The organism is Clostridium sp. UBA5119, assembly GCF_002414285.1.
GTDB lineage: Bacteria > Bacillota > Clostridia > Clostridiales > Clostridiaceae > Clostridium_J > Clostridium_J sulfidigenes.
Map to the genome: position 1 here is coordinate 1 of NZ_DHYX01000055.1, position 14,202 is coordinate 14,202.

Below are 14,202 nucleotides of genomic sequence, written 5' to 3' on the forward strand. Positions count from 1 at the left end.
CTTCACAAGTATTGAGCATTTTATCCTCTTCTTCACCATTAATATTTAGTTGCCAATTTACATATTCTCTCAGACCAATTGTTAACATTTTAACACACTCCTCCAGAAAATTTCTACTAGCCTCATGCCCTAGTAGTTATTGTAATTGATATTAAATATGCATATACTTAGAAAATATCTACCTTTTTTAATTAGATACTTAATAAATATACTTAGTTATTATGCTTAAAAACCATCTCTAACTTTGTTTTTATTTTAACATATTTATTCCTATCCGAAAAGCCTTTTTCTGAATTTTCTTTTAAATTTTTTGGATATTTTTATTCATTTTTTCTATAGATATATAAATTACGAAGCTTTATAAAATATATGTGTTTTTTATATAGATTTTTGTATATAATTTATATTAGGTATTCATTTATTTTTATACACATACAATGGTTATTAGGTTGATCTATAACTATGTTTTAATATATAAATTCATGGATGTAGTATTATATTTTATATAGGAGTTGTTATTATATGAGTTTTAATTTTTTACAAGATAAAAATAAAAAAGTTCACTTTATTGGTATTGGTGGCATTAGTATGAGTGGTCTTGCTGAGATTCTACTTAAAAACGGATATACTGTATCTGGTTCAGATATGAAAAATTCAAATATGGTTGAAAAACTTAGAAATAAATGTGCAAATATATATATGGGACACAGTGCAGATAACATACAGGATTCAGATTTAATAGTATACACTGCTGCTATCAGTGAGGATAATCCTGAGTTTCAAAAGGCCATTGAACTAAAGATTCCTATGATGGATAGAGCTGAATTCTTAGGCAGAATTATGCTTGGTCATAAATATAATGTAGCTGTTGCTGGTACTCATGGCAAAACAACCACAACTTCAATGCTTGCCCATATTGTAATTGAAGAACAAGTGGATCCTACCATATTAGTAGGTGGAGAATTAGATGTTATAGAGGGTAATGTTCTTGCTGGAAATAGTGATTACTTTGTTACCGAAGCTTGTGAGTATAAAGGATCTTTCTTAAAATTTCATCCTTATATAGGAATTATATTAAATGTAGATGCAGACCATTTAGATTTTTATAAGGATATAAATCACATAAAAGATACTTTTAATAAATTTATAGATATCATACCAGAGGATGGTTTCCTTGTATGCAATAGTGATGATAGTAACGTTTCTGATATATTAAATAATCATAAATGTACTGTAATGACTTACGGAATAAATAATGGTGAGTATAAAGCTAAAAATATAACTTATAACTCTCTTGGTTGTGGTTCTTATGATTTATATAAAAATGATCATATGTTATTTTCTATAGCCTTAAATGTTCCTGGAGAACATAATGTGCTTAACTCTTTAGCTGCTATATGTACATCCTTAGCTCTTAACATTTCTAATGAATCTATAATTAAAGGATTATCTAACTTTGGAGGAACCCATAGAAGATTTGAATTTAAGGGTTCTAAAAATGGTGTTACTGTAATAGATGACTATGCTCATCATCCGACAGAAATTCAAGCTACTCTTAATGCTTGTAAAAATTATCCTCACAAAGATTTATACGTGGTATTTCAACCTCATACCTACACTCGAACTATAACTCTTTTTGATGACTTTGTAAAAACCTTCAATGGAGTAAATCATTTATTATTAGCAGATATATACGCTGCTCGTGAAAAAGATACTGGAATTGTTAATTCGGTAAAGTTAGGCGATGCTATAAGACTTACAGGAGTTGATGCAATAAACTATCATAGCTTTGAAGAAATAGTTAATCACTTAAAATCAAAGGCCAAAGATGGTGATCTTATTATTACCGTAGGTGCTGGAGATATAAATGTTGTTGGTGAAATGTATCTAGCTAATTAATTTTATCTTATACCAATTAATATAGCTATCCTTTAATTGAGATAGCTATATTTTTAATATATAAACGAGGTGACAAAATGAATTCAAACTTTAATAAAACAGTGTACATAGTTAATGCCTTCACTCACAATGATATGGGTGGAAATAAGGCTGGTGTAGTTATTGATTGTGATGACATATCCTCTAATGACATGGTAGCTATCGCAAAAGAAGTAAACCTTTCTGAAACTGCCTTTGTGATAAAATCAAGATGTGACGATTATGACTATGAGGTTAGATTTTTTACCCCTTCAATAGAAGTTGATTTATGTGGTCATGCTACCATCGCCACTTTCTATACCTTAGCTAAATTAGGCTTTATCAAACCAAGTACAAGTCCAGTAAAATTAAAACAAAAAACTCTTGCCGGTATTTTAGACATAGAAATTTATTTTGATAATGAAAAAATTGCCTATGTGCTTATGACTCAAACTAATCCTAAGTTCTATTCATATATTGATGATGTAAAAGAACTTTGTGATATATTAGGAATAACCGTAGAAGATGCCGGAATCCAAGGTCATGCATTAAAACCTATGATAATTTCTACAGGGCTTAAAGATATAATGTTCCCAGTTAAATCTCTAAATGCTCTAAAAAGAATAAACCCAGATTTTCAAGTCCTAAAAGAATACACAGATAACTTAAATTTAGTAGGTCTTCATGCCTTCTCTTTAGAAACCGAAAATTCTAAAAGCACTGTTGCAACTAGAAACTTCGGTCCTAGTGTAGGTATCGATGAAGAAAGTGCTACTGGTACATCTAATGGCGCATTATGTGCATACATAATGAAACATAACATACTTGATTTTAAAGATAAACTAACCATATGTTGCGAACAAGGTTATTACATGAATAATTCAAGTGAAATTATCTGCACGGGTGAAGCTATTAATAATGACTATTTAATAAAAGTTGGTGGCATAGGAAGTATAGAAAAAACTATAGAGGTGACTTATAAATAGTCACCCCTTTCTTTTTTTTACTTAAATAAAGATTTTAAATTTGATCTCTCCTGTTGTATCTGACTTTTTACATTTGATGATGGATTAAACAAAGAGTCATACCTAAATAGTAATATTCCTTTGTACTTTTTTAACTTTCTTGAAGCTTCAACCTGTCTTTTTAATATATCTGTACTATTTCTCCACTCATCCTTTCCATTACCTGCCCAAGCATCTTCACTACCAACTTTATACACAGATAAACCTATATATAAATTTACTGTAGATTCAGTAACAAGACTATTAAACTCTTCAATAACTTGTTGAAAATTGCTATTATCATTTAAAAAACCATAATATATTTGTGGACAAATATAATCAATATATCCAGGGTTTTGAACCCACTTCTTCACATCAATAAATTGGCTATTATAGTTATTATCCATAGAGCCTTGTGGACTTATTCCAAAGACTACCTCTGGACTTATCTCTTTAACAATTGAATAAACCTGTCTTACAAGAATATTAACATTTTCACGTCTCCAATTCTCTAAATCTAAATCTCCTCCTGAACTTGTATACTCGCCATAAGCTTTACTATCTATAGACACATCACTAGATGGATAAAAATAATCATCAAAATGTATTCCATCAACTTCATAGCTCTCCACTATTTCTTTTACTCCATTTACTATAAGTTGCCTAACTTCTTCTTTGCCAGGATTATAATATATTCCACCATTACATTTTATTATATTATCACTACCATCCTTTATCCATTTGCTAGCAGGATTCTCCGAAGACAGTGGCAACTTAACACTATCACTTCTAACTCTATAGGGATTAATCCAAGCCTCTACTCTTATATTTCTTAAATGCGCTTCCTCTATAATAACTTGAAGAGGATCATAGCCCGGAGCATTACCTTCTATGCCAGAACAATATATAGACCATGGATAATATTTAGATTGATATAAGGCATCAGAAAAAGGTCTTACCTGTACAATTAAAGTATTCAATCCCATAGCTTCTACATTTTCTATTGCTTGTGATATATTTTTCCTAAATTCATTCTCATTTTTCTTCTTAAGCATAGATGCTAAATCTAAATAAGATAACCAAATTCCCTTTATCTCATCACAATTTATAATTTCTCTTTCTTTATTAATTGTTTCATGACTACTATTATCTATATTATCAGAGCATATAATCCACACTAATCCCAAAATAACTAATATAATTACTCCTAAAGTAGCAATATTCATTTTATTCATTTATGCTCCCCCTTAATTTAAGAATAATATATAACTATGCTCATAATCTAATCTATAGACTTTAATTATAGTAAATATATCTATTTATACCTAGAAAACTTCTTCCAAAGTTCATCAACTTCACTTTGTTCTAAAAAACTAGATAATATTCTATAATCTCTTTTCCGTACGTAAAATATAATCCCTTTATTATCCCTCCTTGCTTTATATACATCTTTAAAATAAAAAGTTTTTGATTTTTCATTCATATTATTATTAATACAAAATTTATCTTTGTATATTTTTATATAATTTAGCTCATCAATGATTCTTACTTTTTTAGTAACAAGGCCTGTAACTATTAGTCCTACTATAGAAAACACTAATAAAAATCTCCCATAAAAAAGATTGTTCTTTATAAATAATCCTATTGTAATTATCAGTAAAAGACTCGATAAAAGTATACTATTAGACAATTGCTTTCTCATATATCTTTTAGAAGCCTCACTAAACCTATATTCCTTCATCTTTTGTACTCCTCCATTTTTTAATGACAATGATATTATGTAAATATATCTGTTAAACTTTTTACGTTCAGTAACATCTTTTATTATTTACAATATACTGGTTTTATAACACCTTTTATTGGCCTTTAAAAAATAATCTGTTATATAGCAAAACTTTTTGCATAAAATATGTTGACAACCTATTAAATATATCATATAATAATTTTTGTCGGCGGGGTGTGGCGCAGATGGGAGCGCGCGTGGTTTGGGACCATGAGGTCGCAGGTTCAATCCCTGTCACCCCGACCAAAAGGAACATGAATGTCATGTTCCTTTTTATTTTATCCGATGACTATCAGCTCTAATACTCCTAAAGTGGGAGTAAAGAGCTGCTATGTTCCTGGATAACGATTTTCCCTAAAGGACAACGAATTCTAAGTATCGAAAATACTGATACTAAGAATTCTGTTAGTAAGCTTCAGCGGGATTAAAAACTCCCTCTGAAGCAAAGAACTCTGTTTACAATATATGTTTTGATTTACTATAGAAAGATAGTGTTTTGTAACTAAACCTAAAATCTGTTACAAGAGCACTATCTTTTTTTATTACACCTATTATCATCTTTTCTTAAATAATATATCACTTGGTGAAAATTATATGCATTAATAAAGACACAATATATATTAATATTATAGTTGTATGAAATTTTCTTATTTGACCCCTCTTATCTCTATAAATAAATTTATTTATAATTCCAGTAGCTGCCATTATTAAAACACATATAAAGGTTACAATCCCCCAAAAAGAAAAACTTTCCTTATAATTCATTATTAACATATGAATTATACAAGAAATAAATGCACCCACTCCAAACACCCCATGATTTTCTTCTAAAATACTATTTATGTTAATAGCTTTAGTTATTATAGCTCTATGTTTTTTCTTTGATAAACCTTTAATAAACTTATTATAAAATCCTAAAGATACTACTCTTGACAATGCTCCTAAAGTAAATATAATCGAAATAATACCCCAAAACTTACCTAAGAAATCCATAGTTTTCCCCCTTATATTTTACTAATACATTATATGTTTTTAATTTTATTACATTCTTTTTTTATTAATTTTTATTAGTAGTAAGAGATAGTTTCCATATTATATTCATTACACTTTACATTAAAAGTTTTATTTGTTATGTTAATATGCGGGGGTGATAATATATGTTTAAAAATATAGACGCTGCAATTTTTGATATGGATGGTACTATAGTTGATTCTATGTGGGTATGGAATAAAATCGATACAGAATACCTAGCTAAACATAATTTAAATGTACCTCCATCATTAAATAATGACATTGCTCATCTTAGCTTTAATGAAGTAGCTATTTACTTTAAGAATTCCTTTGATTTGCCCTATACCTTAGAAGAAATTAAACAGCATTGGAATGACATGGCTTACGAAGCTTACTGTAATAAAGTGAAACTAAAACCTGGTGTTAAAGAATTTTTTAATCTACTTAAAGAAAATAATATAAAAATTGCACTGGCTACAAGCAATAACACTTTACTTTTAGAAGCTTGCTTAAAAGCTAATGGGATATATGAATATTTTGATACAATAACCTTAACTAATGAGGTAAAAAGGGGAAAAGATTTTCCAGATGTATATCTTCTAACAGCCAATAAATTAGGCGTTTCTCCAGATAAGTGCATGGTTTTTGAAGACTTACTTCCAGCCATACAAGGTGCTAAAAAAGCTGGTATGAAGGTTATAGGCGTATATGATGAACATTCTTTAGAGCAGCATAATGACATGAAAGCTTTAGCTGATGATTTTATATTAGATTATATTAGTTTTTCTTTAGCTATATAATAATTAAAGGTAGTCTTAGTAAGAATTAATTTATCTTCTAGGACAACCTTTATTTTTTTTATATATTTTAATTCACAATGGGGCTGGTTTCAGCATTTATCAGCTGAATTAAATCCTTTGGTGCTATTTCTACTTGAAATCCAATTTTACCACCGCTTACAATGATTTTATTTAAATTCAGGGATGAATCATCAATTACAGTATTATAATTTTTCTTCATACCTATAGGCGAGCATCCTCCTCTAATATATCCCGTTATCTTAAGCATATCACTAACTTTTATCATTTCCACCGACTTTTCTCCTACACGCTTTGCTGCCGCCTTAAGATTCAGTTCCTTTGCAACAGGAACTATAAACACATAAAAATCTCCACTATGACCTTTTGTAACAAGAGTTTTAAATACCTTTTCTACTGCTACTCCTAGTTTATTAGCTACTGATATTCCATCTACATCACTATCCTTAACCTCATATGTATATATATTATAATTTATATTACTATTATCTAGTATCCTCATCACATTAGTTTTAGTATTAGCCATTTATTCATCAACTCCTCACATAGAATTATATCACTAAACTTTTACTAGTTTTATTAATATTACATATTAATTTTACTAAGTCTATTTCATAAATAAAAGGAATATATTTATACTACCAAGCTCTTTTATGGAGGTATATTCATGATAAAAACTTTTTTCATTTATGTCCTACTTCTTACCTCTGGTGGATTAGGAATTTTATATTATCTTTTAAATGATAAATATAACAAACAAAATATTCAAGTAAGAGTTCTAACAAAACAAAATAATAGTTTAACATCTCAATTAAACACTATCAATAAGCCAAATGAAACTCTAAAAGTTTACTCTAGGCCTATTAGATTTAATACTGGTGAAACAATAAAGCGGTGCTCTCTTTATATCTCACCTCTCAGTAATAGTCCTATACTCCGCTCCATCCCATCTAACTCACGGGTAGCAATTCTCGATTCAGTTGAAGCTTTGGAAACCTTGTGGTACGAGGTACGCGTTATAACCTCTGACACAGTAAATACAAAAGGTTTTGTTAGACAAGAGTTGGTTAAAGAACTTCAAATTATAGAAACCCACATTATAAAAAATTAAAACTTCAACTAAAGAAAATATTTATATTATTTATTATTGTGATTTTAGAATAAAACGACTAAGATATACTTAGTCGTTTTATTGTTTAGAAATATTTATCCATATATTCTCTTGTAGGTGGAATATCATTTTTAGCTCCCTTAGTAAAAAGCATTTGATGTAAATCTATAACTCCATTATTAAATGAAGCTGCACAGGAACATAAATATATTCTCCACATCCTTATAAACCTTTCATCTACTATTTTTTTAATTTCATCAATATTATCTTCAAAGTTTTTATACCAATAAAGCAGAGTTTTCTTATAGTGAAGTCTTAAACTCTCTACATCTATAGTATAAAACTTATGCTCACAAGCGGTATTCATTATTTCTCTTATGCTAGGAATTACACCCCCTGGAAAAATATATTTCTTAATCCATGGATCTCCCGGTGATTCATGAAGACTACTTATATAGTGTAGTAAAAACTCACCTTTAGGATTTAATACGGCACTTACATTACTAAAAAATAAGTTATAGTTCTCTCTGCCAACATGTTCTATCATACCAACACTAACTACTCTATCAAAAGTCATACCTGAATCCTTTAACTTTCTATAGTCTAACAGCTTAACCTGTAGATAATCTTCTAGATTTTCATTTCTAATTAACTCTGTAAACCCTCTATACTGCTCTTCACTTAAAGTTATACCAACACCGTGAATTTTATATTTCTTAGCGGCTTCCACTAGTAAATAACCCCAGCCACATCCAACATCTAGTAAACTCATACCTTCTCTTAAATTGAGTTTGTTAAGTATATGATGTATTTTATTCATCTGAGCTCCCTCTAATGTATCATTATCATTTTTGAAGTAAGCACAAGAGTAACTCATGGTTTTATCAAGCCATAACTTGTAAAAATCGTTTCCTATATCATAATGAGAACATACCTCTTCCTTTTGATGCTTTAACGACGTAGATGTATGAAGTAGCTTTTTAAGCCCTTTCATATCTAAAGTAAACCTCTCTATATGACTTAATAGAGTATCAAGAGCATAGTATAAATCTCCTTCTATTAAATCTATATCCTCATTCATATATGCTTCTCCCAAAGCAAGAGAAGTGCTTTTTAGCAAATCTACTTTATTGGGTAGTTTTTTTATAGCTATTTTAAATTTGGGCTCACCTTCACCTATAATAAATTCCTCTTCATTCTTATATTTTACCGCAAAAGGAGCGGTATCAAACTGATTTAAAAATCCTTCAACTAAACTTTTTTCTATTGCCATAATTTCCTCCATTAATCAACAAAATCTTTCTATATTATGGACAATATTTTCTATAAGAAATCAAAAGTTACTTATTGTTTACAATTCCCTTTTTAGATTCCTTCTGTATTTTTTTAAGGGCTTTCTTAGAACCTCTTTCTATATCATGTTCTAATTTTCTTTCCTTATAAGCTATAAAAATCTGATTTAAGTCATAACCTTCAGGATATAACTCTGTAGCACTAACCTCTAGTTTTAATCTTTTATAATTCACTTCAATAAATTTACCATCTAAAAATACAATTACATTATTAAATTCATCTTTTTCTTTATACACAACTCCTGGTAACTTCTTATCTATAACAATAACTCTATCACCTTTTTCATAATTATAGGATTCTTCACTATAATTATCAACTTCTTTATTTCTAGTAATATTGCTATCTCTTAACAATTCATAGTTATAACTTTTAGTTTCAATATATTTTCTTGTTCTATCTATTATTTTATCAGCTATACCCATTTTCTTTGAAATATAAAGGGCATTACTATTTCCACTCTTCCCAATAGAAAGCTTATATAGTGGATCTAAGGTCTCCCTTTGGAATTCCATAGCTGCATTCTCAAAATCAGGGTGATTTTGAGAAAAGTTTTTAATCTCCCCATAATGAGTAGATGCTATGGTAATGCATCCTTTATGATAAAACTCCTCTAGTATCGCAATAGCAAGCGCTGCTCCTTCATTAGGTTCTGTACCACTTCCTATCTCATCCAGAAGAAGAAGTGTATTTTTATTACTCTCTTTTAAAATTCCGCTAAGATTATTAACATGAGATGAAAATGTACTTAAAGCATTTTCCACACTTTGGTCGTCTCCAATATCCACAAATATTTTCTCAAAGATGGCTATCTCGCTTCCTGATTCAGCACCTATATGAAATCCACTTTGCGTAGCTAATGTAAGAAGTCCCACTGTCTTTAATACCACTGTCTTCCCCCCTGCATTAGGTCCAGTTATAATCAAGGTTCTATAATCATTTCCTATATTAAAATCTAGTGGAACGGCATTTTTAATTAATGGATATCTACCCTTAATTATATTTATATATCCATGATTATTTAGAATCGGCTGTATTCCATCTATATCTTTACTATATTTTGCTTTTGCTAGAATCATATCATATTCTGCAATGACTTCTATATTTATCTTTAGCTCTTTAATCCTCTCAAATATCATATCAGTTAAAGTTGCAAGTATTCTATATTCTTCCATGGCCTCTTCTGATTTTAGTGTAGTTAACTCTGTAGTATACTTTGATACAGAACTTGGTTCTATAAATACAGTAGTCCCCTTAGAAGACACTTCTACGATGGATCCTTGAACTTGATTCTTGTAGGAAGCCTTTATAGGAATTGTATATCTACCATTCCTTTGACTTATAAAAAATTCTTGAATATATTCTTTATTGGCACTACTTCTTATAAACTTATCTAACCTTTCTTTTATCTTTTCTTCACAACTTTCTATATGTCGTCTAATTCTCTTAAGTTCTTTACTAGCATTAGAATCCACTATGCTTCCTTTAATTGAAATCTCTATTTCCTCTTCAATATATTTTAATTCTGTGATACTTTTACCATAAGCACTTAAAGTTGGAGCATATCCTTCTTTATCTTCTATAAAAATTTTAACCTTTCTGCATCCACGTAAAAAATTATCTATTGTTGTTAGCTCTGATGGTTCAAGGACTGAGCCTTTTTCAATCTTATCTATCAAAGGAGTAATATTAAATATTCCCTTTAATGGCATGTGATAAGAAGCATCTATAAGATTTCTTCCTTCAGATGTTTCCTCCAACATTCTTTTCACTTGTTTAATATTATTACTAGGTTGAAGTTTATCTAGTAATTCTCTTCCTAACCCACTTACACAATAAGATTTAATAATTTCCTTTATTTTATTATAATGTAATTTTTCCAATGTACTAATATTCATTTTCACGATTCCTTTACTTATTATTAAGTCCATGAAATCCTTCATAGATTTCCAAAATAAAAAAAGCCATGGATACTCCCACCGCTTTAAACTTGCCATTAACAAAGATAGCTATAGCTATCCTAAGGTAAATTTCGTGGACTTGTATCTTTAATAGTTTTAATTAATCCCACAACAAACAAAGGTACCTACTACCCTAATTTTTAAGATTAATATTTAATTACTATTTTAGATACTAGACACTCACAAAAATACCTCTCTTTCATTTTCGAAATCTATGTAATTTAATGTTAAAGCATAATTTATAAAAAATCAATATATTTTTATTAAATAATATATGTCTATTAATAAAAATATTCTAATTTCCATTGTTTTACTTATATGTAACATATGCTATAATTACTTTAATACTATTATTAAAAGGAGGGTTAAGTATGTTATCACTTGTATTTTTTATATTCATGCTAATATCACTAGGATTTCTAATATACTTTAATTATCATCCTCAAGGATATAAAATGCCCATTGTTAAAACTATTACCAGCTTACTATTTATCTCTGTATGTATATGTGGATATAAAACCTTTGATTCCAATCCACAATATTTCATCTTTGTACTTTTAGCATTAATAATGTCTTTGATTGGGGATATATTTCTTGCCTTTAATAATACTAAGTCGAATGAAGTTAGTAAAATGTTTGTATATGGATTAATTAGTTTTTCTATTGCACATATATTCTTTTCTTTAGCCTTTGCTACTCTTACACCTGTGCTAATTTGGCATGTTCTATTATTTATACTAATTTCAATAATCTCTATTCTATTTTTAAATCTAATAAAAGGCTTTGATTTTAAGGGAGCCTATAAACTAGTTGTTACTTATTCAATTATAATTAGTTTTATGGTTACAAGGGCATTGTCATTAACTCCCTTAATCCATGAAAATTTTTTAAGTACTATACTTGTAGTTATAGGTGCATGTCTCTTCTTTTTATCTGATTTAATTTTATGCTTTATATATTTTCATAAAAAATCACCATCTTACATGACAGCATTGAACTTGTTATGTTACTATGTAGGACAAGGTCTTATAGCTCTTAGTTTAGCTCTATAACAGCTTTACAACATAAGTAATATAAATTTTATTAATAAAAAGATAGATATTAGTAAAGTTTTATTAATATCTATTCTTTATTTACTCCTACCTATGTATATATTCTAATTTTCTTTATCCTATTCCGATCTATATCTTCAATTATAAATCTATAATTGCTATAAATTATTTCTTCGCTTATATTAGGGAATCTTCCTAGCACACCTATTATAAATCCACCTATGGAGTCAAATTCCTCGGACTCAATTTTTGTTCCTATAAGTTCATTTATATCCTCTATTCTAACACTTCCTCCAACTATATACTCATCTTCCTTTACCACATATATTTCTGGTTCTTCATCATCATATTCATCACTTATATCCCCAACTATCTCCTCTATTAAATCTTCAATAGTTACAATTCCAACGGTTCCACCATATTCATCAAGTACTACTACCATGTGTTGTCTATTTTTATTCATATCTTTAAAAAGCTCTGTAACTTTTCTGAATTCGTAGGTATAAGTTATTTCTCTCATATAATTTTTCAAACTAAAATCCTTAGTATATTCCATAAATATAATATCTTTAACATTTAATATACCTACAATATTATCTATGGTATCTGAATATATAGGTATTCTTGAAAACCCTTCTTCCTTTATAACTGAAATAATCTTATCTAAACCCTCCTCTATATCTAAAGCTATTATATCTACCCTTTGAACCATAACATCCTTTGCATAAAGATCTCCAAATTGAAACACATTGTGAATCATATCCTTTTCTTCTGACATTAATATACCTTCTTCTTCACTAACATCTACAATAGTTTTTAATTCATCTTCTGTTATAAATGGTTTATTACTATCACTTTTCCCTCCAAGTAATTTTATAAAGAAACTTGATATTGTAGTGGTTATGATAACTATTGGTTTAAATATTTTGCTTACAATAAATATTGGACTGGCAACTCTTAGTGATACCTGTTCTGAATTTTGTGAAGCTAAAGTTTTTGGGGTAATCTCGCCAAAAATAAGTACTATTATAGTCATTATTATAGTACTTATAGCCACACCTCTACTTCCAATAAGATTAATAGCTAAAACCGTTGCTAAAGAAGATGATGCTATATTTACAATATTATTTCCAACTAAAATTGATGCTAATAAGCTACTAGGATTATCAGTTAATTCCTTAACTCTATTAGCTCCCTTTATGTTTTCCTCTACCATATGTCTAACTCTTATCTTGCTAATAGACATTAATGCAGTTTCCGATGCAGAGAAAAAGCTAGATAGCATTATTAATATTATTAATCCTATAATCTGTATATATATTATTGAACTCAAATCTACTCCTCCTCTCCCTTAACTAATATCTAATTCTATTGGAATTAAATCAAACTTTAAAAGTATTAATGAAATAAAATATATATCTTAATTATGCTACATTTCACTCTAAAATATTATCTAAAAGGTTTTATAAGAAAAATATATCTTTTAATAAAATAAATTTTAAAAATCATGATAAAGGTGTCACTAATATATTAGAATAATCATAATATGTAGTATGCCTCTAAGGCATAGGGGGAATATAAATGAGTAATATGTATAATAACTATGATAATTATAATGATGCTTTTGAAGACTATCAGAATTATGAATGTTATCCTAGCTATTCTAATTATGAATATGATGCCAGTAACGACTATGTAAAACAAAATAAATGTAATAATTCTAATAGCAATACTTCTAATGATTCTTGTAGGCATGAAGTTCAAACCCATGTTCATGAATATACTGGTTCTACAAAATCTGGTTGTGTAGACTGTAGCAATATTCACAACCATCGATTTGCTGGTGTAACTGGTGAAGCGATTCCTTACCGTAACTCACACGTTCACAAACTTGAAACAAATACTGATTTCTATAATCATTATCATGAAATTTGTGATACTACTGGACCAGCTATTTATGTTGGCAATGGTAAGCATGTTCACTTTGTAAAAGGAAAAACAAGTAGAGACAATGCCCATATTCATGAATATATTTTTGCAACCTTAATTGAAGCACCAACTTTTTTTCAAAATAAAAAATAATATATAAAGTAATTTAATTTAAAATACAATAACTACAACCTGGTATAGTCTAGGTTGTAGTATAAACAATATTATCTATACATACTCTAGCTTCATAAGATTCCCTTTTTAAA

The 14,202-nt window shown here is 28.7% G+C and carries 12 protein-coding genes, 1 tRNA gene and 1 pseudogene; 7 read left to right on the forward strand and 7 right to left on the reverse strand.

The genetic code is table 11. From position 1 onward, the window contains the following. Nucleotides 1–522: 522 nt before the first annotated feature. Together murC and B2671_RS08500 are read left to right on the forward strand one after the other, a co-directional pair. Nucleotides 523–1,899: a UDP-N-acetylmuramate--L-alanine ligase gene (murC, locus tag B2671_RS08495; protein WP_346870028.1), complete on the forward strand. Its 1,377-nt coding sequence runs from the start codon at nt 523–525 to the stop codon at nt 1,897–1,899. Nucleotides 1,900–1,976: 77 nt separating this feature from the next. After that, nucleotides 1,977–2,903 (forward strand): PhzF family phenazine biosynthesis protein, encoded by a 927-nt coding sequence (locus B2671_RS08500; protein ID WP_346870029.1) that lies wholly within the window; start codon nt 1,977–1,979, stop codon nt 2,901–2,903. A gap of 17 nt (nt 2,904–2,920) precedes the next feature. Here the strand turns inward: B2671_RS08500 and B2671_RS08505 are convergent, their stop codons facing one another. Then, complete coding sequence (locus tag B2671_RS08505) at nt 2,921–4,156, reverse strand: glycoside hydrolase family 10 protein (RefSeq protein ID WP_346870030.1); 1,236 nt, start codon at nt 4,154–4,156, stop codon at nt 2,921–2,923. 80 nt (nt 4,157–4,236) lie between these two features. Further along, entirely contained in the window at nt 4,237–4,662 is a 426-nt protein-coding gene (locus B2671_RS08510; RefSeq protein WP_346870031.1) for a hypothetical protein, read from the reverse strand. 212 nt (nt 4,663–4,874) lie between these two features. Here B2671_RS08510 and B2671_RS08515 point away from each other — a divergent pair. Next, nucleotides 4,875–4,950, forward strand: a tRNA-Pro gene (locus B2671_RS08515). Nucleotides 4,951–5,280: 330 nt separating this feature from the next. Here the strand turns inward: B2671_RS08515 and B2671_RS08520 are convergent. After that, nucleotides 5,281–5,697, reverse strand: coding sequence for a hypothetical protein (locus B2671_RS08520; RefSeq protein ID WP_346870032.1), 417 nt, complete (start codon nt 5,695–5,697; stop codon nt 5,281–5,283). Nucleotides 5,698–5,861: 164 nt separating this feature from the next. Here B2671_RS08520 and B2671_RS08525 point away from each other — a divergent pair, with 164 nt between their 5' ends. Further along, nucleotides 5,862–6,515 (forward strand): HAD family phosphatase, encoded by a 654-nt coding sequence (locus tag B2671_RS08525; RefSeq protein WP_346870033.1) that lies wholly within the window; start codon nt 5,862–5,864, stop codon nt 6,513–6,515. A gap of 67 nt (nt 6,516–6,582) precedes the next feature. On the opposite strand, the gene ybaK is transcribed toward B2671_RS08525, so the two are convergent. Then, nucleotides 6,583–7,059, reverse strand: coding sequence for a Cys-tRNA(Pro) deacylase (ybaK, locus tag B2671_RS08530; protein ID WP_346870034.1), 477 nt, complete (start codon nt 7,057–7,059; stop codon nt 6,583–6,585). A gap of 141 nt (nt 7,060–7,200) precedes the next feature. On the opposite strand from ybaK, the gene B2671_RS08535 reads away from it, so the two are divergent. Further along, entirely contained in the window at nt 7,201–7,644 is a 444-nt protein-coding gene (locus B2671_RS08535) for a hypothetical protein (protein WP_346870035.1), read from the forward strand. A gap of 85 nt (nt 7,645–7,729) precedes the next feature. Here the strand turns inward: B2671_RS08535 and B2671_RS08540 are convergent, their stop codons facing one another. Both B2671_RS08540 and B2671_RS08545 read right to left on the reverse strand, forming a co-directional pair. After that, nucleotides 7,730–8,917 carry a cyclopropane-fatty-acyl-phospholipid synthase family protein gene (locus tag B2671_RS08540; protein ID WP_346870036.1) on the reverse strand — a complete coding sequence of 396 codons (1,188 nt, stop codon included), beginning with the start codon at nt 8,915–8,917 and terminating at the stop codon, nt 7,730–7,732. A gap of 67 nt (nt 8,918–8,984) precedes the next feature. Continuing rightward, nucleotides 8,985–10,892: an endonuclease MutS2 gene (locus tag B2671_RS08545; protein WP_346870123.1), complete on the reverse strand. Its 1,908-nt coding sequence runs from the start codon at nt 10,890–10,892 to the stop codon at nt 8,985–8,987. Between the two features lie 434 nt (nt 10,893–11,326). Between B2671_RS08545 and B2671_RS08550 the strand changes: the two genes are divergently transcribed. After that, nucleotides 11,327–12,007 (forward strand): lysoplasmalogenase, encoded by a 681-nt coding sequence (locus tag B2671_RS08550; RefSeq protein ID WP_346870037.1) that lies wholly within the window; start codon nt 11,327–11,329, stop codon nt 12,005–12,007. 91 nt (nt 12,008–12,098) lie between these two features. Here B2671_RS08550 and B2671_RS08555 read toward each other — a convergent pair whose 3' ends face one another. Continuing rightward, complete coding sequence (locus B2671_RS08555; protein WP_346870038.1) at nt 12,099–13,340, reverse strand: hemolysin family protein; 1,242 nt, start codon at nt 13,338–13,340, stop codon at nt 12,099–12,101. 422 nt (nt 13,341–13,762) lie between these two features. Between B2671_RS08555 and B2671_RS08560 the strand changes: the two are divergent. Beyond that, nucleotides 13,763–14,089, forward strand: a pseudogene (locus tag B2671_RS08560) (YmaF family protein); the annotation flags it as partial. Nucleotides 14,090–14,202 lie beyond the last annotated feature (113 nt).